Source organism: Salibacter halophilus (genome assembly GCF_008806325.1).
Classification (GTDB): Bacteria; Bacteroidota; Bacteroidia; order Flavobacteriales_G; family Salibacteraceae; genus Salibacter; species Salibacter halophilus.
Genome location: NZ_WACR01000007.1, coordinates 88495 through 109682, shown reverse-complemented (window position 1 = coordinate 109682; position 21188 = coordinate 88495). Strand labels below are relative to the sequence as shown.

Below are 21188 nucleotides of genomic sequence, written 5' to 3'. Positions count from 1 at the left end.
CACTCAAATAAACCACAGTTAATATTCCCCGTCATTCATTCACACCAACTTAAGAGTGATCTAATACTGCGCTAAAAGCAACATATCATCTTTGTGCAAACCAAGATGATATGCCTAAACACACAAGAGAAGTTGACCTAATCGTTCTTTCTGATCTCCACCTGGGCACTTACGGTTGCAGAGCCCAGGAACTACTCCAATACATGAAAAGCGTGAAACCGAAACGCGTCATTCTAAACGGAGACATTATTGACATTTGGCAATTCAAGAAAAGCTACTTCCCCAAAACACACATGAAAGTGGTCAAGCAGCTCATGAGTTGGATTGCTGATGGCGTTCAGGTAGATTACATCACGGGAAACCACGATGAGATGCTCCGCAAATTCAATGGATTTGAGCTGGGCTCATTCAAAATTTGCAATAAAGTCATGCTCAACCTTCCTGATGGCAAGGCCTGGATTTTTCACGGAGATGTATTCGATGTAACGATGAAATATTCAAAATGGCTTGCAAAGCTTGGAGCTGTCGGTTATGACACGCTAATCATGATCAACATCTTCGTCAACTGGTGTTTGAAAAAACTGGGGAAAGGCCGTATTTCACTGTCCAAAAAGATTAAGAACAGCGTAAAAGGTGCTATAAAATTCATCGATGATTTTGAGCAAACCGCTGCTGATATCGCTATTGACAACAACTACGAATACGTAATTTGCGGACACATCCACCAACCTCAAAAACGGGTAATCGAAAACGAAAAAGGAGCAGTAAATTACCTCAACAGCGGTGATTGGATCGAAAACCTCTCTGCTCTCGAATACCATGAAAACACATGGAAACTCGTAAATCACGAGGAGTTGTTCCAAAAACTACCAAAGATCAAACCCGATCCTGAAGAAGATCTCATCCTCGAAACCGATCACTTATTCGAAAAGCTTGTGGAAGAATTCAACCTCATGAAGGTTAGCTAAACCACATTTGTCAACTAGTTAACATTTGCTTTCAGCTGCTTTTGTCAATTTTGAAGCATGAAAGCAATATTGACTTTTCTCACATTATTTATTTCTCATTTCATTTTCGGTCAGATCCACTTCAAAGCCGACATTCCGTCACAACCAAATGCCAAAGTTCAAATCCAGCGCTGGGATGTTCTCAATCAAACCAAAGAAATAGAAGTTTCTTTTTCACTCAACTCTGAAGGAAAAGCCGATAATCAACTCAACTTATCTCCATTTCTCTATCTGATCAAAATTGGAGGGAACACAAAATTACAAGTCGCTCTCGATCGAGGTGATTCTCTCGTTATTCATGAGCGAGGAGGAAAAGTGACCGTTTATGGTAGTAATGGGACAAGTAAAATGCAGGCTTATGAATCGTATAGAGAAAACGATTTTGAGCAGCATGTAAAACCTCTTCGCAAGCGGGCAGCAGAGGCTTTCAGAAATGAAAACGATTCGCTTGCGGTGGCTCTGACCGTGAAAGAGCAAAACGCTTATGACAGTCATAAAAAGAAACTCATTCAGTTTGCGCTCAACGAGTTAGACAGTTCTATTGCCATTTATTATGCTGCATTGAGGTGGAAAGGAGACGAAGAATTGAAAAACATCAAAAAACTGCGCGATAAATTAGCGGGGCGATATCCTCGAAATCCGTCATTAGAAGCACTTGATGAACGCATCAAAAATTTTGAACGAGTTGCAATCGGTCAAAAAACACCTTTCATTGAATTACCTGATCAATATGGAAAAATCCACACGCTTAATAAACTAAAAGGAAAGTATACATTGATTGAATTCTGGGCGAGTTGGTGCGGACCGTGTAGGCGATTCAACCCAGAATTAGTGGAAGTTTATAAAAACTATAAAAACAAAGGCTTAAACATTGTTTCTGTGTCGCTTAACACTCGCAAAAACCTTTGGATTAGCGCCATCGAACAAGACAGTTTAGACTGGGCTCAACTTTCTGACTTAAAAGGGTATAAATCAAAAACAGCAAAAGATTACAATATTTCGAGTATTCCGGCTAATTTCCTCATAGATGAGAACGGAATGATCATCGATAAAAACCGTTTTGGCCCGGATTTAAAAAAGAGACTTGAGGTATTATTGAATTAATAAGCCGCCTTAAACTGCTTCAGAAAACGCACATCATTTTCAAAGAAATAACGTAAATCACCAATTCCGTATCGTTGAGCTGCAATTCGCTCGATGCCCATTCCAAAGGCAAAGCCAGAGTATTTCTTAGAATCGATTCCGCAGTTTTCAAGAACATTAGGATCAACCATTCCACAGCCCATAATTTCGAGCCATCCGGTTCCTTTTGTCATGCGGTAATCAGCTTCCGTTTCCAGCCCCCAGTAAACATCCATCTCAGCGCTTGGCTCAGTAAACGGAAAATAAGAAGGTCGCAACCTGATCTTCGTTTTACCAAAAAACTCTTTCGTAAAATACTGGAGCGTTTGCTTCATATCGGCAAAAGAGACATTCTCATCAATGTACAAACCTTCAATTTGGTGAAAAATACAGTGCGCCCTAGATGAAATAGCTTCATTTCGAAAAACTCTACCCGGAGCGATGATTCTGATAGGTGGCTTTTGATTTTCCATCACTCGCACCTGAACCGATGATGTGTGCGTCCGCAATGCCAACTTCTCATCACCTTCGTTTTCAACGAAAAAAGTATCCTGCATATCGCGAGCCGGATGTTCTTCAGGAAAGTTCAAAGCAGTGAAATTGTGCCAGTCATCCTCTACCTCAGGCCCTTCAGCTACTGTAAACCCGATTCTCGAAAAAATATCGACAATCTCATTCCGAATAACAGAAATTGGATGTCTCGCTCCCAATTCAAAAGGATACCCCGGTCTCGTGTAATCTTCCTTTGCTTTTCGGTCAGATCCACCTGAAGCTAAACCGCTTTTCAACGAATCGAACTTTTCCTGAGCCGCTTGCTTGAGTCCGTTCAGCTTTTGTCCAAAAGCCTTTTTTTGATCGTTTGGCACATTTTTAAATTCTCCAAACAACTCTTTGATAAGACCTTTTGACCCCAAAAACCTGATGCGGAACTTTTCCAGCTCCTCTGGGCTTTGGGTTTCAAACGATTTTATTTCTTCTAAATACTCGTCAATTTTCTCGATCATGGACAAAAGCTTTGCGCGAAATTAATATTCCCCTTTTAATTCAGCATTTTCATGCGCATCCAAATGTCTTTTTTTGGCCGATTATTTCCATCAACCTCAACAGATGCGATTTTTTCCAGTACTTCTATACCTTCTACAATTTTCCCGTAAACCGTGTACATATCATCGAGGTGGGGAGTTCCACCAACCGTTGTGTAGGTTTCAATCTGCTTTTCACTGTAGCGAAAATGTGCAACTTTATCTTCAACCTGTAGTTTGAGCGTATCGTAAAAAGATTTCATCATTTCCCTATTTTGCGAGCGCTGAATAGATTTGTACTTCATCCGCAAGCTATCGTTCTCAGGTTTTGCCAAATAATTCGTAATAGCATTATTAAAGGCTTTTTTCATGCGCATCTGCTCCATTTTGTCGAGTTCTTCTTTAGTGAAAACTTTTCCTTCAACGAGGTAAAATTGAGAACCTGAACTCTTACGTTCCGGATTGATTCTGTCTCCTTCCCTGGCAGCAGCCAACACACCTTTCCTGTGAAAAATTGAATCCACAAATTCAGCCTCAATCTTGTAACCGGGTCCGCCATCACCTAATTTCTTACCCGGTTTTGCATTGATACTTTCAGGATCTCCGCCCTGAATCATAAAATCATCAATAACACGATGAAACAACGTACTGTCGTAAAATCCGTCTTTAACGAGCGCAATAAAATTATCGCGGTGTTTTGGCGTTTCATTGTACAAAGCAACTTTCATGTTACCCATGGTAGTTTCGATCAGAACCAATCGCTGTTCCTGAGCCATGGATCTGACCGAAACAGCTAAAAAAATGAGCAGATAAAAATATTTTAGATTAGATGTGCGCATTATTTATAAATTTGGATTTCTAATTATGAAAAGAATGGCAGTGAAAATAGCAAAAAACTGGTTAGCTTCAATCTTTGCGATGGCGCTTTTGATTGGATTTGTAGCCTGCGAAAATGATGACGATGAGGATGATGCTCCCACAATTGCTGAAATCCGTACGCTCAATACTGACGGTGAGGCTGTAGCTGATGCAACAGTATTACTTACTTGTGAAAGTTCTGTAAACCGTCCATGTGATATTGAAATTGAAGGAAAAACGAATCAAAATGGTATTTACACCAGAGAGTTTGAATTACCAAAAGTATTGAAAGTGAATGCTTACAAAGTACTTTCAGACACTCAGGTAACGGGTGTTTTCCCCGATACAAATGTTACGGTAACGTATGATTCAATTTGTGGTGAAGCGTATATTTCGATTATCGCCAACGAAAAGAGTCGTCAGTCAATTGTTCTTTACGAATGTAATTAACAATAGCCTCACGCATTAATTTATTTTGCTCTCCCGCTTTCAAGTGGGGGAGCTTTTTTTTGCGCTCAAAATGAGGCCAACCGTCCTCGTCTCTACCCATGAACTCGTAGTAACCATATGGCTCAAGGAGTGTGCAAACTGAGATATGCATCACATCAACCTTTTCATCTTTTGAAAGTTTGCGATGTCCCATTCCCAATTCCTGTATGCCAATTAAAAAGATAATAGCATCGATGTCGAGTCCGCCACCAAACCGCTTTTCAAAAAAATCAACAACACCTTGCCATTCTTGCATTAAGTCACTCATCTAATTCACATTTTTGCGTTCACAAAACTAACGCTCACAATAAAACCTGCCTCGCTTTAAGTCTATTTTTGAAACATGAATTTTCTCGACATCATTATTCTCATCATTTTAGCATTCATGGGATTCAAGGGTTTCAAACGCGGATTGATCATTGAAATGGCCTCTATCCTGGCGCTTGTACTTGGAATTTACGGAGCAATTGAGTTCTCATTTTACGTGGAGGGACTGCTAAAAGATCAAACAAATTTAGATGAGAGCTACTTGCCTCTTGCAGCTTTTGCGGTTACTTTCCTCGGGATTGTTGTGGGGATTCATCTTTTGGCAAGAGTGATTCAGGGTATTTTGAAAATGGCAGCACTCGGACTCATAAACCGAATTGCAGGAGCTGTTTTTGGACTGCTTAAAGCCACTATTATTATGAGTTTCATTCTCGTTTTCCTCAACTCATCTTTGCTGGGGGTGTTGCCAAAAGAAACCAAATCTGAATCGTATTTATACGGACCCGTAGCCACAGTTGGACCTACGATAATGCCAATTATCACCGAAAGTTCCTGGTACAGAGATCTGGATCTGACCGGCAAAATTGATGATGCAAAAGAAAAAGTTGAGGAAGAAACTAGCCTCTGATCGCTTTTACGCCCGGCAGTTCTTTTCCTTCGATAAGCTCGAGTAAAGCTCCGCCCCCGGTAGAAACGTAGCTCACGTGTTCCTTCAATTTGAATTTATTCACTGCTGCAACGGAATCTCCACCGCCCACGAGCGAAAAAGCACCTCGCTCACTGGCCGTAACGATCGCGTAAGCAACCTGCTTCGTTCCTTCGCTGAAGTTTTCAAACTCAAAAACGCCCATTGGGCCATTCCAGAGGATTGTTTTCGATTCTTCAAGGCAAAGTTTACAATCTTCAATTGCCTCCGGGCCGATATCGAGCCCCATGAAACCATCAGGAATATTATTTGTAGGAACCGTTTTCTTGTTGGCGTCATTTGAGAAATCATCTCCAGCAACCGTATCTTCCGGAATGATAATTCTCACACCTTTTTCATCAGCTAAATCAAAAATCTTTTTAGCAGTATAAATGTAGTCTTTTTCAACGAGCGAATTCCCTACATTTCCGCCCTGAGCCACAGCAAAAGTGTAAGCCATTCCACCACCGATAATCAGGTTATCGACACGATTCATGAGATTCTCGATTATCCCGATTTTTGAAGAAACTTTAGCTCCTCCAATAACAGCGGTAAATGGTTTTTTCGGCTCTTTCATGACTTTCGCCACGCTTTTGAGCTCCCTGTCCATCAGATAACCAAAGAGCTTGTCGTCAAAATACTTTGCGATAATCGCTGTAGAAGCGTGTGCGCGATGAGCTGTTCCAAAAGCATCATTGACATAAACATCACCAAGTTTTGAAAGTTGCTCAGCCATTTGGTCAGATCCTTTTTTCTCACCATCGTGAAAACGCAAATTCTCGAGTAACAAAACCTCGCCCGATTTCAGTTGAGCTGCTTTTTCTTCAGCTTCAGAACCGAGGCAATCACTAGCAAAATGAACATTTGTATCCAGCAATTCTTCGAGGTGATTTACTAAATGTCTTAGCGAGAATTTCTCTTCCTGGTCTTTTGGTCTGCCCAGGTGTGACATCAAAATTGCCGATCCGCCATCGCTCAAAATCTTTTTGATTGTTGGCAATGCAGCCTGAATTCGGGTGTCATCAGTGATTTTGAACTGATCGTTGAGTGGAACGTTAAAATCGACACGTATGAGTGCCTTTTTACCTGAAAAATTGAAAGAGTCCATTGTTTGCATAGCGTACAAAATTGTGGGGGCAAAAATTGCAAAAATCTTTGAGTTATTAAGCTCTTCTAAAATGTTACTTTTGACCCCATGCAATACGATGCGATAATCGGGCAAAGTGAGTTGAAGGAACGCCTTCAAAAATCGGTACGTGAAAACCGAATCAGTCATGCTCAACTTTTTGTTGGGCCTGAAGGAAGCGGAGCATTACCGATGGCTGTAGCGTATGCCTGTCAGGTTCTGACCGAAAACAGTCAAAACCCTGAAGCAACGCGCAAAAAATGCGAAAAACTCACACACCCCGATTTACATTTTTGCTTTCCTGTAAACACGACTAAAAGTGTTAAAAAAGATCCCAGGTCGAGTCATTTTCTGAAAGAATGGCGTGAGGCTTTATTGACAAATCCGTACCTCAACCTTTACCAGTGGTTGAACAAGTTGGGGATTGAAAATAAACAGGGGATCATCGCTGTTAGGCAAGCTGAAGAAATTCAGCAGGATTTGGCACTCAAAGCTTTTGAGGCGAGTTATAAAATCATGATTTTGTGGATGCCGGAAAAGCTCCACGAAAAAGCGGCTAACAAGTTGCTCAAAATCATTGAAGAACCACCCCAAAAAACTCTTTTCATCCTCGTTAGTGAAAATGCAGAGTTGCTCTTGCCAACAATTATATCCCGGACGCAAATTACACGCGTTCCCAGGCTAAGTTCTGAGGAACTCAAAGATGCTCTCATAAAGCGTCACAACATGGATGAAGCAAGTGCTCAAAGTGCTGCTTTTCTCTCTGAGGGAAACTATTTGGAAGCATTGAGGATCCTCAACAGCAACAAAGAAGAGATGTCGTTTAAAACGACTTTTCAAAACTGGATGCGCTCGCTTTACACGAAAGACATTTACGAGGTGATGGACTTCGTTGAGCAAATAGCACGAGTGGGTCGCGAGAGACAAAAACATTTTTTAACATACGGATTACACATTTTTCGAGAGAGCTTAATGACGAACTACGCCACCAAAGAATTAGTTCGCACAAGTGGTGATGAAGCCAACTTCGTTGAAAAGTTCTCTCCCTTTATTCATGCAGGAAATGCACTGTCGTTTGCATCAGAATTTGAAGAGGCTATTTATCACATTGAGCGAAATGTGAATGCCAAAATAGTTTTCACCGACCTATCGTTAAAGTCGATGAAACTAATAAGAGTGAAGGCTTAGATTTGGTGTAAAAACCGAATGCCTTACCTTTGATTACGATTAATAAAATACGAACTCATTATGGGATGTGGAAGTTGTTCATCTGGCGGAGGAACTCCGGCAGGTTGTGGAAGCAATGGTTCGTGTGTTACCGGAAGTTGCGGAAAATTAGAGGTTTTTGACTGGCTCTCAGGAATGGAGTTGCCTAATGGTCAGAACCAATTCGATATAATTGAAGTAAAATTCAAAAACACACGCAAAGAGTTCATCAGGAACTCGAAGCAGTTAGAGCTCAGTTACGGAGAGCCTGTTGTGGTGGAAGCTGCATCAGGATACGATATAGGTACAGTTTCATTGACGGGCGAACTCGTTCGCATTCAAATGCAGAAGAAAGGCATTAAGCCTGATTCGCGCGATGTCAAAAACGTGATAAGAAAGCCAAGCCAGGCCGATTTAGACAAATGGACAGAAGCTCAAAAAGAAGAGCGTCCAACAATGTTGAGGTCGCGCTCAATCGCCAAAGAGCTCAAGCTTCAAATGAAAATCAGTGATGTCGAGTACCAGGCTGATCGTTCTAAAGCGACTTTCTTTTACACCGCTGACGATCGTGTCGATTTTCGCGAGTTGATCAAAATTTTAGCTGATCAATTCAAGCTACGTATAGAAATGCGCCAAATTGGAGCCAGGCAGGAAGCCGGCCGTTTGGGCGGAATTGGATCATGCGGACGCGAACTGTGTTGCTCAACATGGCTTACAGACTTTAGAAGTGTATCGACAAATGCAGCGCGTTACCAGCAATTATCCATCAACCCGATGAAGTTGGCGGGCCAGTGTGGTAAACTCAAGTGCTGCCTCAATTACGAACTTGACGCTTACCTCGATGCTCTCAAAGATTTTCCTTCAACAGAGACAAAACTCGAAACACAAAGAGGACTCGCTGAACACCAAAAAAGCGACATCTTCAAAGGCATCATGTGGTACAATTATCCAGATGATCCGGGAAAGTTTTACTGCCTCACCAAAGAACGCGTAAAGGAAATTATTCAACTCAACAAAAAAGGTGAAAAACCTGCTGATTTAACCGACTTTGAATTAGTTGTTGAGGAAAAGACCTCAGAGGTTGATTACGCAAATGTTGTTGGACAAGACAGCCTTACTCGCTTCGATAAAAACAAAAAACGCGGAGGCAAAAACAGGAGAAAAAAAGGAAACCGAAAAGGAGGCAAGCCTCAACAAAAAGCAAAGGGAAACCCAAAACAAAATAAAGGCGGCAATAAGCCACCCGAAAATCGCAAAAAGGGCGGTAAGAAGCCCTACAACAAAGGCCGAGGCAATAACCCGAAAGGAAAAAGCCGCAACAACAAACCAAATGGTGAGAACAAGAAATAAGGTATTAAGCTTGCTCAGTGTTGTTTTGGCTCTGTCCATTACGAGCTGTAACGATAATGTTGTTTTTCAGGATAGTGTTGAAATGAAAAAAACCGTTTGGCACTACAATGAACCTGCTGAATTTGAGTTTTCTATGAAAGACTCCATCAACCATTATGATATGTTGGTGAACATTAGGAACGGAACAGATTACGCTTATAACAATATGTGGCTATTTGTCACTTATGAGTATCCTAACGATTCCGTGTTTACTGATACAGTTGAATGCCCGCTCGCTTACTCAAATGGCGAATGGATAGGATCGGGAATTGGTGATGTTGTGGACAATCTCGTGATGTTCAAGCAAGACGTCCGTTTTCCCAAAGCTGGTGATTACAAAGTTTCAATCAGGCACGGGATGAGAAACGATAATTTGAAAGCAGTTCACAGTATTGGGTTACGAGTTCAACACGCGTTATGACAGAGAAAAAGAAAGAAAAAAAGAAAAGTAGTTACGGGAAATACATCCTCGCTTTTTGGTTGATCTATTTTACAGGTTTTGCCGTAACAGCCGGGTATTTCCTCGCCTTGAGTCGAGACATGATTTGGGAACTTCCCTCTTTTGAAGAACTCGAAAACCCGCAGACAAACCTCGCCAGTGAAATTATCTCCACTGATGGTGAGCTTATCGGGAAATATTTTAGAGAGAACAGAACACGCATCGACTTTGAAAACATTCCCGATCACATGGTTGAGGCCCTAATCTCAACTGAAGATGAACGTTTCTACGAACATTCAGGAATTGATGTAAGAGGTACGGTCAGAGCCGTAGCATTCCTCGGGACACGAGGTGGTGCATCAACTATTTCGCAACAGTTAGCAAAGCTTCTCTACCATGAGCCGGCAGCAACTATCATAGAGCGTCTCAAGCAAAAAACAATGGAGTGGGTTATTGCAACCCAGCTGGAACGCCAATACACAAAAGAGGAAATCATCACGATGTACCTCAACAAATTCGACTTCGTGAATAATGCAGTTGGCGTTGAGTCGGCCGCTGAAGTTTATTTCGACACCTCAGCAGATTCCCTCTCATTGCCCGAGGCAGCCACACTTGTGGGAATGGCCAAAAACCCATCACTTTTCAATCCAAATCGCAGACCTGACACAACTGTTTTCAGGAGAAATGTTGTTTTTGGTCAAATGCTCCGTAATAATGCTATTACTCAACAACAATTCGATTCATTGGCTCAGCTCCCTCTGGGATTGAGATTCAAACGTGTCGATCACTCTGAGGGTATGGCTCCGTATTTCAGAGAGGTTCTGAGGTTAAAGCTCAAAGAACTATTCAACGAAAAAAATGAAGATGGCAACTACAAAATAGCAAAGCCAAACGGAGATCCATACAGCATTTACAGCGATGGATTAAAAATTTACACAACGCTCCACAGCAGACTTCAGGAATATGCTGAGTGGGCTGTTGAAGAGCATTTGAGCGGAGAGTTACAACCTGATTTTTGGAATGATTTGAAAAGAGTGAAAAGAGCTCCTTTTGCCAATAATGTAAGCGAGAGCCAAATCAACAGGATTCTTCAACAAGGTGTGCGCTGGAGTGATCGCTATTATCATTTGAATCAGCGCGGTGTTGAAAAAGACTCTATCGAATGGTATTTCAACCAACCCGTTGAAATGACAGTGTTCAGCTGGGATGGCCCAATCGACACAATCATGACTCCTATGGACTCGATCCGTTACCACAAAAGTTTCCTCCATGCCGGGCTCATGAGCCTCGATCCACAATCAGGCGAAGTGAGAGCCTGGGTTGGCGGAATCAATCACAACTATTTCGCTTATGACCATGTGGTTCAGGGAAGGCGCCAGGTTGGCTCCACATTCAAGCCTTTCGTTTACGCTCTTGCGATTGAAAATGGCTTGAGTCCGTGTAAAAAAGTTCCTGATATTCCCGTAACCTTCAAAAAGGGAACCTGGAATATGCTCAGTGATTGGACACCTTCCAACTCTGATACAACTTACAAAGGAGAAATGGTAACCCTCAAATTCGGGTTGGCAAATTCCATGAACAACATTACCGCATGGGTAATGAAACAATACGGCCCTGTAGCAGTAATTGAATACTGTAGAAGACTCGGCATTACGAGTCCGCTCGATACAGTTCCTTCACTTGCACTAGGGGTTGCTGATATTTCACTTTATGAAATGGTGGGAGCCCACGCCACATTCGTGAATGAAGGTATTTGGCAAAAGCCGCTTTACATTACGCGAATCGAGAACAAGAGCGGAGCCGTAATCAAAGAGTTCATGCCCAAAACACGAGAAGCCATGAGCGAACAAAACGCTTATACGATGCTCGAGTTGATGAAAGGTGTAACAATGGGAGCCGAAGCTCCAGATGGCCGCAGAAGAGGTACAGGAATCAGGCTTCACTTTGACCGACCTTATGCAAATATCCCGTGGGATCGACCGATAGCCGGAAAAACAGGTACCACTCAAAACAACTCTGACGGTTGGTTCATGGGCTCAACTCCTGATTTAGTTACAGGCGTTTGGGTTGGTGCTGAAGACAGAAGTGTTCACTTCAGGTACACTTCAAAAGGTCAGGGAGCAAATACTGCTCTTCCAATTTGGGGTTATTATATGAATAAGGTTTGGGCCGATTCTGCACTTGGAATAAGCACAGGAGATTTTAAAAAACCCGATAATTATGACATGATTTTGGATTGTGATAAGTACAATCAATCAAATGTCGATATATTTGGTGATTCAGATAATCAAGGATTCAATAAATAGTGTATGATCAATAAAGTTGTTAAAGACGCTGAAGAAGGAGTAAAAGGAATCAAGGACGGAATGACGCTCATGCTCGGAGGTTTTGGACTCTGCGGAATTCCGGAAAATGCAATTACCGCACTCAAAAAAGAGGGAGTCAAGGATCTTACCTGTATTTCAAATAATGCGGGTGTTGACGATTTTGGCCTCGGACTTTTGTTGCAGAGCAAGCAAATCAAGAAAATGGTTTCTTCTTACGTAGGCGAGAATGACTTATTTGAAAAACAAATGTTGAGTGGCGAACTCGAAGTAGATCTCGTTCCGCAAGGTTCTCTAGCTGAACGCACAAGAGCAGGAGGTGCCGGAATTCCGGCCTTTTTCACTCCAACCGGATACGGAACAGAGATAGCTGAAGGCAAAGAAGTTCGCTGGTTTGACGGAAAACCGCATATACTGGAATCGGCTCTGACCGCAGATTTCGCCTTTGTTAAAGCATGGAAAGGTGACAAAGCAGGAAACTTGATTTTCAAGGCAACTGCTCGTAACTTCAACCCAATTATGGCAATGGCAGGAAAAATCACTGTCGCTGAAGTAGAAGAACTCGTTGAACCGGGTGAACTCGATCCTAATGAAATTCACACTCCCGGAATTTTCGTACAACGCATTTTTGAAGGAACTAATTACGAAAAACGTATTGAGCAAAGGACTGTAAGAGAAAAATAACGCAAGCAAATGCAAAGCATATCAAAGATTGAGCGCTATTTAGCATTTGCTCTATTTGCATCGGTTTTCGTTTACCTGATTATTCGGGCTGTGAATGTTCAACTGGTCCACGATGAAGTGGTGACCTATTTCATTTACATGCATCATGGAAGCTGGTGGCCATTCAAAGGATACGTGGATGCTAATAACCACTTGCTTTTTTCAGCACTGGGGAATTTATTTTCCTCAATTATTGGTCATCAACTCCCACTTACTCCACGAATACCATCTCTGCTAGCATTTCCTGTCCTTGCAATTTACACATGGAAAATTGCAAAGTGCTTTGGTGGATCAGTTTTTAACCGATGGCTTTTCATAATTCCGCTCGCCACTGCACCTTATTTCATTGAGTTCTTTGCTCTTGGTAGAGGATACGGATTATCGATGGCATTTCTCATAGCCGGTATTTTTTACCTGCTCCAATTTTTACGTCATTTTCAAATCCATCAATCGTATCTCTCACTGCTTTTTTTAACCCTAGCGCTTTACTCAAACCTCACACTAATTTTCATTGTCATCATTGCATTTGGACTCATCGCCTTTCAATGGTTTGCCTCAAAAAAAGAACGCCACTCACAACTTTTCTTACAGTTTATGATATTCGGGGTTACAACCGGATGGGCTATTTGGTACAGTCTTCAATTAAAAAACATTGAAAAGCTCTACTACGGCTACACAAAAGGTTTTGTGGATAACAGCCTGAGATCATTGAGCGAGCTAATTGCATTCACAAATGATCCAGTTGTGTTGTGGATTTTTGTCATCTTATTTACAGCTGTTTTCATCTTCGCTGTAGCACATTTGTTGAAAGGGAATATCGGTCAGAACCTGAAAAGCCTGCCAACTGTAGCATTACCGGTTTTGTTAGGAGGAGCAGTGATTTCAATTCTTTTAGCTAACCTAATACTCGATGTAAAACTACCCTCTGATCGTGCTTTGCTTTATTTCTTCCCGTTATTCACCGGAAGTTTATTTTTTATTGCACAGAAATTCAGCTACAACATTTTAAACATCTCGATTTTTACTACTTCTCTTTTATTTCCTCTTTCATTAATCGTGAATATGAATACAACTCATTCACTTTTTTGGAAACAGGAAAGAATTAAGCCTTCATTTCATAAAATAGTTGACAATTCTATTGAGAATGACGGTTTTCCACCTTCAATTGGAGGGAAGTCAATTTTAGCTACTGTTTGGTCTATTTCAGCTCCACAAAACACTAAATATGTCACAGATTTACAATCGGGAAATATGGGACTTTATCCAGACTCAGTTGCAACTTATCAACTTGCCGATACAAATGAGTACCCGTCTGTTCTTGATCACTACTCTGTTATTGATCACGATTCAATATCAGGTTTATCTTTTCTCAAACGAACCGAGCCTCTTGCTAAATCATTTGTACAGGATACTACCTATTCAAATGTAAAACGCGAGGAAATTTACACTGATATTTTCAAGGGAATTGACAGTACAACGCTCGGCAAAGCCGTGTTATTGGAAGCAGAAATCACATTGAAAACAAACACTTTCCCAACAGATTTACAAGTAATTGCAAGTGCACAAAAACCCAGTGGAGAAATCAGCTATTTTGAAGGTCTTCCATTCGACCTCACCGCTGGTGAAATGCAGAATGGTAAAACGGTTAGGTTAAGCATGTACATTCCGCAGGTCACGGATCCGACCAAAAGCGGTTTTTACATTCTCAACAAAGACAAAAGAAGTTTTGAAATCGTTGACCTCAAAGCTTCTCTTTACACCTTAAACGAAACTGAAAATATTCATGCTCAATAGGCGAAATTGCGTAAATTCGTAGTTCGCAACAGAAAAGCAAAAAACTTATGTCTTTAGATAAACACGGTATAGCTAAACGAATTTCACAAGAGCTCGAAAACGGAATGTATGTCAACCTGGGAATTGGTATTCCTACCCTGGTAGCCAATTACGTACCTGATGAAATCAACGTGGAATTTCAATCAGAAAATGGTGTTTTAGGAATGGGGCGTTTCCCCACTGAAGAGGAAGTTGATGCTGATTTAATCAATGCCGGTAAACAAACCATTACGACAAAACCCGGAGCTGTATTTTTTGATTCTGCAACGAGTTTTGCGATGATTAGAGGTCAGCACGTGAACCTTACGGTTTTGGGAGCTATGGAAGTCGCTGAGAATGGCGATATCTCAAATTGGAAAATCCCCGGAAAAATGGTTAAAGGTATGGGTGGAGCTATGGATTTAGTAGCTTCAGCTAAAAACATCATTGTTGCGATGATGCATACCAATAAACGAGGCGATTCAAAACTTCTCAAAGCTTGTACTCTTCCTATTACCGGTGTAGGTTGCGTGAATAGAATTGTTACCAACTTAGCTGTAATCGATATTGTTGAAGGTGGTTTCAAGCTTGTAGAAAGAGCTCCAGGTGTATCAGTAGAGGAAATTCAGGAAGCTACTGAAGGCAAGCTAATTGTTGAAGGAGACATTCCTGAAATGAAAGTATAGATCCCCACAAAAAATTGAATTTGATTAAGGTGTATTTCGAAATACACCTTTTTTATTTTCTTTGCCGTTTAACCTTTAAAATTACCCTGTGAAATTAAGCGTTTTAATTCCCGCATATAACGAGGCCGCAACGATCCACATCATTCTCGACAAGGTTAGAGAAGTGAAACTAAAAGGTGATGTTGAAAAGGAAATCGTTATTGTGAATGATGCTTCAAAGGACAACACTGCTGATGTTGTTGAGGCGTATATCGAAAAACATACAGACTTTGACATCAAGCTTTACAACCAGCCTTACAATATGGGTAAAGGTGCCGCGATTCACAGAGCTATTGATGAAGCACAGGGCGACTATGTTGTCATTCAGGACGCTGATTTAGAATACGATCCTGAAGAATACAATATTTTACTAAAACCCATACTAAGTGGTTTTGCTGATGTTGTTTACGGGTCCAGATTTATGGGAGGCCAACCTCATCGTATTCTGTTCTTTTGGCACTCACTTGGAAATCAGTTTCTCACTTTCCTCTCAAACATGTTCACCAATCTCAATCTAACAGATATGGAAACGTGTTACAAAGTTTTTAAAGCTTCAACGATCAAGCAATTAAACCTCACAGAAAAGCGTTTTGGCTTTGAACCTGAAGTGACAGCTAAAATATCGAGAGTTCCTAAAATCAGAATTTACGAAGTGGGAATTTCTTATTACGGTAGGACTTACGAAGAAGGGAAAAAAATAGGATGGAAAGACGGCTTTAGAGCAATCTACTGCATCTTAAAATACAACATATTTGACAAGAAAGTTTTCAAACATCAGTAAAGCTCCCCGCTCATTTTCAGTGGTTCTGATCATGAGTATTCTTCTTGTATTCACAGTACTCAACATCGGGCACTGGAAGCGTGGCGGTGTCATTGTTTCTGATATTCAATCGTACTATTCTTATCTACCGGCAATCTTCATCTACGATGACCTCTCATTTCAGTACAAGTACGAGGAAGACACTCCAGATGTAGTCAAAAACAATCTCTGGTATCTCGAAACAGCTGATGGAGAACCGGTTCAAAAAATGTCGAGCGGATTAGCGCTTCTTTACTCACCCTTCTTTTTTGTGGCACACGCCACCGCAGGGTCATTCGGTTACGACCCAAATGGGTATTCTCCTCCTTACCAACTCGCGTTAACATTATCCTCCGTTTTTTATGCTATTCTAAGCATGTTTGTCATGCGCGCAATCCTTTTGAGATTTTTCAGCGATACAACCTCGGCCACTACCATAGCAATTCTCTATGCCGGTACAAATCTCTTTTATTACATCATGAACGAAAGCGCAATGAGTCACAATTACAGCGTTTTCATCATTACACTTATCATCTACTCAACCCTCAAATGGAGCGACTCAATTAACATCAAACGCACTTTTTTAACCGGCTTGCTTTGCGGCCTGGCCGTTTTGGTCAGACCCATAAATGGTCTCGTGGTTCTTTTCCCAATTCTCTATTTCATGGTCAAATCAGGAGGTATTAAGCAGTCTTTTGATTCACTACTGGAACCCAAAGTGCTTTTCCCTGCTTTTCTGGGTGGTTTTTTGGGAATACTACCTCAACTCATTTACTGGAAAGCAGCAACCGGAGATTGGATCTATTACTCTTATAACGAAGAAGGTTTTTTCCTGTCAGATCCCCAGTTCTTAAAAGGTCTATTCAGCTTTAGAAAGGGCTGGCTCATTTACACGCCATTGATGATTTTAGGGTTAATCGGCTTGATACCGCTCTACAAAAAGCACAGAGCATTGGCTGTTCCAACCATCGTGATTTTACCGATTTACATGTATGTGATATTCAGTTGGTGGTGCTGGTGGTATGGCGGCTCTTTTGGAATGCGGGCAATGATTGACATGTATCCGTTTTTAGCTCTTGGGCTGGCAGCTGCTATCCATTGGGTACTGAACCAGAGGAAAACGGTTCTGACCGTAAATTTTTACGCATTAATTGTTATTGGAATTGGTCTCAACCAGTGGCAAACTTATCAATACAGGAAAGGGATTATTCACTGGGATGGCATGACAAAAGAGGCGTACAAGGCTGTTTTTTGGCACGACAATTACCCGCCAAATTACGACTCGTACATCGATCGACCTGATTATGACGCTGCAAAACGCGGAGACCGCTAAACGAAGTCGATGTTTTCTTCCTCTATAAGGTTTTCTCCCTTGAATCTCAGAAACAACTGAACTGTTGTTACCACATCTTTTTGGCAGTATTCCACAATTCTATCGAGGTTATTTTCCTCGTAATAAACGCCTCTCACTTCGCTTCCGTCAATATCGTCTTTTGGAGTTGGGATATTGAAAATATGCGCCAACAATTCCAGTGAAGTGTAGCTTTTCCAATCGCCAAACTTCCAGAGTTCCATAGTATCGAGATGGCGAACTTCCCAGGGCTTTTTTCCTGCAATATCGAGCAGGTTGGGAAGCTTTACGCCATTGACGAGCATTCTCCTGGCGATGTAAGGGAAATCGAATTCCTTTCCGTTGTGGGCGCACAGTAAATGTTGTGGCTCGTTGAAGTGACTGTTTAACAAATCGGCAAAGTTTTGTAGAAAATCTGTCTCTGAATCGCCAGAGAATGAAGTTATTCTCAAACGTTTCCCGTTTGTTGTGTTGCGCATAAAACCAACAGAGATGCATACAATTTTCCCGAACTCTGCGTAAATTCCGGCTCTATCGTAAAGCTCATCTGGTGTTTCTTCATCGGTTTTGAGTCTGTTTGCTTTTTTGGTCCACAGTGCTTTTGCCGAATCTGACAGTGAATCGAATGTTTTTTCTTGTGGAACTGTTTCAATATCGAGAAACAGGATGTTTGTAATGTCGACATTTTCTAACATAAGCGGTTATTTGATGAGGATACCTTCTTTTTCGAGAACGGGTACTTTTACTCGCTCATCACTTTCAAATGTGTGACTCGAAAAGGTGAATTTTTTATCGTAAAGCGTGTTTCCATCGTAAAAGCTCAACCAAAATTCATTGGTGAGTTTGTGAAGTTCTTCAGGTATTTCTTCTACTTTTTGAGCTGTGTTGGGCTCCATATTCAATAGCTGCCTGCGCAGCACTGATGTTTTGACATCTTCATCCTGCCTGGTGCTGTAGCCTTTAGATGTAAGTAGAAGCGTATCGATTTTTGAGTTTCGGGTATTAATGACGTAAGCGTTCCACACATTTTCTCCTTCGTCTTTTTCACTGACAATAGCCATGTGTACTTCATCATCTTTTGGAAAGTGAATGTCTTTTTTCATCTCAATTAACTATCAGGTGTAGCATATAGATCAAAACTAATGGATTAATCTGTTAAGTGAAATCCATAGGAAACGAAATGTTCTTTCAATTTCATTTTAACTTAGATTTGCCTTTGCTAGTCTCCGGCAACAGATTAAAAATATGAAAAACCTTTTTGGCAGTCTTTCTTCGTTTATCAAAAAGGGCGAAGGGATAATTTTAGTATTTTTTCTTATCAGGCTGGTTGGTATTACAAACCCTCCACTGGAAATTGGTCACAATTGGCGCCAGACTCTGACCAACATGATTGCCCGCAACTTTTATCAGGGAAATCCTTCTATTCTTTATCCAAAAGTTGATGTTGCTGGCACGCTCACTGGAATCATTGGTTCTGAATTCCCGATCTTCAACTTTATCGTTTATTTGTTTTTTGAGCTATTTGGTTTTGACCACTGGTATGGCAGGCTGATTAACCTGACAGTTAGTTCAATTGGAATATATTTTTTCTATAAAGTTCTCAAGTCACTTTTTAATTACAAGACAGCATATTTTTCTACTTTAATTCTCCTCAGTTCTATATGGTTCGCTTTTTCGAGAAAGATAATGCCTGATACTTTTAGTGTATCGCTTGTCATGATTGGCCTTTACTTCATTTATCGCTATATCAAAACAGAGAAGTTAATCAACTTAATTCTCTTCTTTTTATTTGCCTCGGTTGGGTGTTTGAGTAAAATACCGGCACTCACGCTTTTATCACTGTTGATTGTTCCTGTCCTTTTGCCTCTAAAGCTCAGAATAAAGGTTTCAATTTCAATCGCCACAGCATTGATTGTTTGCGCAATTGGTGTATGGTACTTCTACTGGGTTCCACATTTAATCGATACTTATGGATTCAGACTTTTCTATCCCAAAAGTTTCACAGAAGGTCTAAACGAGATTAAGGGTTATATTCCAGAGCTCCTCTCACAATTTTATTTCAATGCTCTTTCTTCATTCGTTGGGTTTGGTATTTTCCTTACCGGTTTGTTTTTCCTTATTAAGGAGCGAAAAAAATTGGTTCTATCTGGTTTTGTTGCATCTGTCGTGATCTTTGCTGTGTTTATCATTAAAACTGGAGCTATCTTCCCAACGCATAATTATTACATCGTTCCATTTGTTCCTATAATGGCCGTTGTAGCAGGCTATGGAATGAGCCAAATACCAATAAAGTATGCTGTAATAATTGCAGTTTTGATTATTGCTGAGTCTATTGCCAATCAACAACATGATTTCTTTATCGATGAGGATCAACTCTACAAGTTAGAGATAGAAAATATTGCAGCTGAACACATTGAAGAAGATGAACTCATTCTCATCAATGGCGGCTATAATCCGCAGCTTATTTACTTCACTGACAGAACCGGCTGGACAGCGCCAACCAGGTTGATCAACAAAAATGGAAATATCGACTCATTAAGATCTCTTGGAGCTCAAAAACTCATCATAGACAAGCATCTTTCGTCAACTGAGTACAACTACAGTAAAGCTTATACCGGGAAGCATTTTGAAATCTATGACTTACTGGAGCCCGAGGAACTGTAGTTCTCCAAGGCAAAATCAATCCAGTATTCAACATCTTTTGGTAACTCAAACTTTCCACGCTTTTGACGCTCTCTACCAAGTCTAACAACCATCAGGTTTTTATCTGGGATGACGATAACATATTGACCTTTTAGTCCGCGCATGTAGAAAAAGTCAAAGCTTTCTTTGTAGTTGAGATGTGTCCACCATTGATAACCGTATCGGTAATTAGGTTCGCCATTCGTTTCGTTGAGCCAATCTGCCGGTTTTACTGATTTTGAGACATATTGTGGCGGAATAAGCGTATCGCCATCCCAAACTCCATTGTGCTCATATAGCTTCCCAAACCGGGCAAAATCTCGAGCATTAGAGTTAAAACAGCAAAAGGCTTTTACGTGTCCGCCTTCATGATCTTTACTCCACAAAGCAAAGTTTTTGGCCCCCATTGGTGTCCAGAGTTTTTCTTCAGCGTATTCGCTGAGGCTTTTCCCTACAGCTTCCTCTACAACAAAAGCTAAAAGTTGCGAAACACCACTTTGATAGCTGAAAACTTCACCGGGATTTTGTGTCACCTCATACTTCTTGTTGAGTTCCCAAAGATCTTGGCCGTAATTGGCTCTTCCCGGGTAAGAAAACGGGTTGATGTAGCTCTCATCAAAGTTGATTCCGGCACTCATTGTCAGCAAATGTTCAATGGTCAGATCCGCAGCTTTTCCTTCACAATATTTCGGAAAAAAGTCACACACTTTTTGATCAACACCCTCAATAAAACCTTCTTCAATTGCTATCCCTGTGAGGGCACCCACAATTGATTTGGCCATGCTAAATGAATTGGAATGTGAAGTGGGTCCAAAACCATCCCAGTATTGCTCATGGCAAATGGAATCGTTCCTGATTATTAGATAAGCAACACTGCCCAGTCTATTGTGAGCCTCGGCATATTCCTCTCCTAATTCGTTCGAATTATAATCACGGGCAAGCGGCCACTTTTGGATCTGACCGTTAGTATTGCGAACTGTATCGTTGACAAACTCGGGATATTCATCAATTGACGGACTCATTTGTCCTTTAAAAACCGTCATTTTAAGAACGGTATAGATGTAGGTGTTATTTGTTAGCACTAGCGTGAAATGCGCTGCAACCAACACCAAAACGATAATAATGAGCTTTTTCATTTTCTTGAAATGACAGGTTTTGGGTA

The 21188-nt window shown here is 41.0% G+C and carries 21 protein-coding genes; 14 read left to right on the top strand and 7 right to left on the bottom strand.

All coding sequences use genetic code 11. The features are described 5' to 3' along the window. Positions 1 to 110 precede the first annotated feature (110 nt). Both F3059_RS09120 and F3059_RS09115 read left to right on the top strand, forming a co-directional pair. Positions 111 to 968, top strand: coding sequence for a UDP-2,3-diacylglucosamine diphosphatase (locus F3059_RS09120; protein WP_151168449.1), 858 nt, complete (start codon positions 111 to 113; stop codon positions 966 to 968). 57 nt (positions 969 to 1025) lie between these two features. Next, positions 1026 to 2111, top strand: a complete 1086-nt coding sequence (locus tag F3059_RS09115) for a TlpA family protein disulfide reductase (RefSeq protein ID WP_151168447.1) — start codon at positions 1026 to 1028, stop codon at positions 2109 to 2111. Here F3059_RS09115 and pheS read toward each other — a convergent pair. Together pheS and F3059_RS09105 are read right to left on the bottom strand one after the other, a co-directional pair. Then, positions 2108 to 3133: a phenylalanine--tRNA ligase subunit alpha gene (gene pheS, locus F3059_RS09110; protein WP_151168445.1), complete on the bottom strand. Its 1026-nt coding sequence runs from the start codon at positions 3131 to 3133 to the stop codon at positions 2108 to 2110. The genes F3059_RS09115 and pheS overlap by 4 nt on opposite strands. 35 nt (positions 3134 to 3168) lie before the next feature. Next, positions 3169 to 3990, bottom strand: a complete 822-nt coding sequence (locus tag F3059_RS09105) for a peptidylprolyl isomerase (RefSeq protein WP_223274584.1) — start codon at positions 3988 to 3990, stop codon at positions 3169 to 3171. 34 nt (positions 3991 to 4024) lie between these two features. On the opposite strand from F3059_RS09105, the gene F3059_RS09100 reads away from it, so the two are divergent. Then, the gene (locus F3059_RS09100) at positions 4025 to 4459 is read left to right on the top strand and encodes a hypothetical protein (protein ID WP_151168443.1); all 435 of its coding nucleotides are present in this window, start codon (positions 4025 to 4027) and stop codon (positions 4457 to 4459) included. Here F3059_RS09100 and F3059_RS09095 read toward each other — a convergent pair. Beyond that, positions 4407 to 4766 (bottom strand): hypothetical protein, encoded by a 360-nt coding sequence (locus tag F3059_RS09095; protein ID WP_151168441.1) that lies wholly within the window; start codon positions 4764 to 4766, stop codon positions 4407 to 4409. The genes F3059_RS09100 and F3059_RS09095 overlap by 53 nt on opposite strands. A gap of 75 nt (positions 4767 to 4841) precedes the next feature. On the opposite strand from F3059_RS09095, the gene F3059_RS09090 reads away from it, so the two are divergent. Next, on the top strand, positions 4842 to 5393 hold the full coding sequence (locus F3059_RS09090; protein ID WP_151168439.1) for a CvpA family protein: 552 nt from the start codon (positions 4842 to 4844) through the stop codon (positions 5391 to 5393). Here the strand turns inward: F3059_RS09090 and F3059_RS09085 are convergent. Further along, positions 5383 to 6567, bottom strand: coding sequence for a phosphoglycerate kinase (locus tag F3059_RS09085; RefSeq protein ID WP_151168438.1), 1185 nt, complete (start codon positions 6565 to 6567; stop codon positions 5383 to 5385). The genes F3059_RS09090 and F3059_RS09085 overlap by 11 nt on opposite strands. A gap of 78 nt (positions 6568 to 6645) precedes the next feature. Between F3059_RS09085 and F3059_RS09080 the strand changes: the two genes are divergently transcribed. The 9 genes from F3059_RS09080 to F3059_RS09040 all read left to right on the top strand — a co-directional run bounded on the left by F3059_RS09080 (position 6646) and on the right by F3059_RS09040 (position 17326). Next, complete coding sequence (locus F3059_RS09080; RefSeq protein ID WP_151168436.1) at positions 6646 to 7764, top strand: DNA polymerase III subunit; 1119 nt, start codon at positions 6646 to 6648, stop codon at positions 7762 to 7764. Positions 7765 to 7824: 60 nt separating this feature from the next. Continuing rightward, entirely contained in the window at positions 7825 to 9132 is a 1308-nt protein-coding gene (locus F3059_RS09075) for a PSP1 domain-containing protein (RefSeq protein ID WP_151168434.1), read from the top strand. Continuing rightward, positions 9113 to 9592, top strand: a complete 480-nt coding sequence (locus F3059_RS09070) for a gliding motility lipoprotein GldH (protein ID WP_151168432.1) — start codon at positions 9113 to 9115, stop codon at positions 9590 to 9592. The genes F3059_RS09075 and F3059_RS09070 overlap by 20 nt, the downstream gene beginning before the upstream one ends. Next, positions 9589 to 11916, top strand: coding sequence for a penicillin-binding protein 1A (locus tag F3059_RS09065; RefSeq protein WP_151168429.1), 2328 nt, complete (start codon positions 9589 to 9591; stop codon positions 11914 to 11916). Before F3059_RS09070 ends, F3059_RS09065 begins: the two co-directional genes overlap by 4 nt. Before the next feature lie 3 nt (positions 11917 to 11919). Next, positions 11920 to 12618, top strand: coding sequence for a CoA transferase subunit A (locus F3059_RS09060; RefSeq protein ID WP_151168427.1), 699 nt, complete (start codon positions 11920 to 11922; stop codon positions 12616 to 12618). Positions 12619 to 12627: 9 nt separating this feature from the next. Beyond that, on the top strand, positions 12628 to 14451 hold the full coding sequence (locus tag F3059_RS09055; protein WP_151168425.1) for a hypothetical protein: 1824 nt from the start codon (positions 12628 to 12630) through the stop codon (positions 14449 to 14451). A 47-nt stretch (positions 14452 to 14498) separates the two neighbouring features. Beyond that, positions 14499 to 15155, top strand: coding sequence for a 3-oxoacid CoA-transferase subunit B (locus F3059_RS09050; RefSeq protein ID WP_151168423.1), 657 nt, complete (start codon positions 14499 to 14501; stop codon positions 15153 to 15155). 88 nt (positions 15156 to 15243) lie between these two features. Beyond that, on the top strand, positions 15244 to 15975 hold the full coding sequence (locus tag F3059_RS09045) for a glycosyltransferase family 2 protein (RefSeq protein ID WP_151168421.1): 732 nt from the start codon (positions 15244 to 15246) through the stop codon (positions 15973 to 15975). Continuing rightward, positions 15947 to 17326 (top strand): hypothetical protein, encoded by a 1380-nt coding sequence (locus F3059_RS09040; RefSeq protein WP_151168419.1) that lies wholly within the window; start codon positions 15947 to 15949, stop codon positions 17324 to 17326. Before F3059_RS09045 ends, F3059_RS09040 begins: the two co-directional genes overlap by 29 nt. On the opposite strand, the gene F3059_RS09035 is transcribed toward F3059_RS09040, so the two are convergent. Then, positions 17323 to 18039: a 3'-5' exonuclease gene (locus F3059_RS09035; protein WP_151168417.1), complete on the bottom strand. Its 717-nt coding sequence runs from the start codon at positions 18037 to 18039 to the stop codon at positions 17323 to 17325. The genes F3059_RS09040 and F3059_RS09035 overlap by 4 nt on opposite strands. Before the next feature lie 6 nt (positions 18040 to 18045). Further along, positions 18046 to 18447 carry a hypothetical protein gene (locus tag F3059_RS09030; protein ID WP_151168415.1) on the bottom strand — a complete coding sequence of 134 codons (402 nt, stop codon included), beginning with the start codon at positions 18445 to 18447 and terminating at the stop codon, positions 18046 to 18048. 142 nt (positions 18448 to 18589) lie between these two features. On the opposite strand from F3059_RS09030, the gene F3059_RS09025 reads away from it, so the two are divergent. Beyond that, positions 18590 to 20008: an ArnT family glycosyltransferase gene (locus F3059_RS09025; RefSeq protein WP_151168413.1), complete on the top strand. Its 1419-nt coding sequence runs from the start codon at positions 18590 to 18592 to the stop codon at positions 20006 to 20008. On the opposite strand, the gene F3059_RS09020 is transcribed toward F3059_RS09025, so the two are convergent. Beyond that, complete coding sequence (locus F3059_RS09020) at positions 19978 to 21162, bottom strand: serine hydrolase domain-containing protein (protein WP_151168411.1); 1185 nt, start codon at positions 21160 to 21162, stop codon at positions 19978 to 19980. The two genes, F3059_RS09025 and F3059_RS09020, sit on opposite strands and share 31 nt — an antisense overlap. Between the last annotated feature and the right edge of the window lie 26 nt (positions 21163 to 21188).

Bases quoted from the DNA above. Each gene is read 5' to 3' on its own strand.
- F3059_RS09105 (WP_223274584.1), bottom strand. From the start codon at position 3,990: ATGCGCACATCTAATCTAAAATATTTTTATCTGCTCATTTTTTTAGCT.
- F3059_RS09115 (WP_151168447.1), top strand. From the start codon at position 1,026: ATGAAAGCAATATTGACTTTTCTCACATTATTTATTTCTCATTTCATT.
- F3059_RS09080 (WP_151168436.1), top strand. From the start codon at position 6,646: ATGCAATACGATGCGATAATCGGGCAAAGTGAGTTGAAGGAACGCCTT.
- F3059_RS09095 (WP_151168441.1), bottom strand. From the start codon at position 4,766: ATGAGTGACTTAATGCAAGAATGGCAAGGTGTTGTTGATTTTTTTGAA.
- F3059_RS09065 (WP_151168429.1), top strand. From the start codon at position 9,589: ATGACAGAGAAAAAGAAAGAAAAAAAGAAAAGTAGTTACGGGAAATAC.
- F3059_RS09020 (WP_151168411.1), bottom strand. From the start codon at position 21,162: ATGAAAAAGCTCATTATTATCGTTTTGGTGTTGGTTGCAGCGCATTTC.
- F3059_RS09120 (WP_151168449.1), top strand. From the start codon at position 111: ATGCCTAAACACACAAGAGAAGTTGACCTAATCGTTCTTTCTGATCTC.
- F3059_RS09025 (WP_151168413.1), top strand. From the start codon at position 18,590: ATGAAAAACCTTTTTGGCAGTCTTTCTTCGTTTATCAAAAAGGGCGAA.
- F3059_RS09070 (WP_151168432.1), top strand. From the start codon at position 9,113: ATGGTGAGAACAAGAAATAAGGTATTAAGCTTGCTCAGTGTTGTTTTG.
- F3059_RS09035 (WP_151168417.1), bottom strand. From the start codon at position 18,039: ATGTTAGAAAATGTCGACATTACAAACATCCTGTTTCTCGATATTGAA.
- F3059_RS09090 (WP_151168439.1), top strand. From the start codon at position 4,842: ATGAATTTTCTCGACATCATTATTCTCATCATTTTAGCATTCATGGGA.
- F3059_RS09085 (WP_151168438.1), bottom strand. From the start codon at position 6,567: ATGCAAACAATGGACTCTTTCAATTTTTCAGGTAAAAAGGCACTCATA.
- F3059_RS09050 (WP_151168423.1), top strand. From the start codon at position 14,499: ATGTCTTTAGATAAACACGGTATAGCTAAACGAATTTCACAAGAGCTC.
- F3059_RS09075 (WP_151168434.1), top strand. From the start codon at position 7,825: ATGGGATGTGGAAGTTGTTCATCTGGCGGAGGAACTCCGGCAGGTTGT.
- pheS (WP_151168445.1), bottom strand. From the start codon at position 3,133: ATGATCGAGAAAATTGACGAGTATTTAGAAGAAATAAAATCGTTTGAA.
- F3059_RS09060 (WP_151168427.1), top strand. From the start codon at position 11,920: ATGATCAATAAAGTTGTTAAAGACGCTGAAGAAGGAGTAAAAGGAATC.
- F3059_RS09055 (WP_151168425.1), top strand. From the start codon at position 12,628: ATGCAAAGCATATCAAAGATTGAGCGCTATTTAGCATTTGCTCTATTT.
- F3059_RS09030 (WP_151168415.1), bottom strand. From the start codon at position 18,447: ATGAAAAAAGACATTCACTTTCCAAAAGATGATGAAGTACACATGGCT.
- F3059_RS09100 (WP_151168443.1), top strand. From the start codon at position 4,025: ATGGCAGTGAAAATAGCAAAAAACTGGTTAGCTTCAATCTTTGCGATG.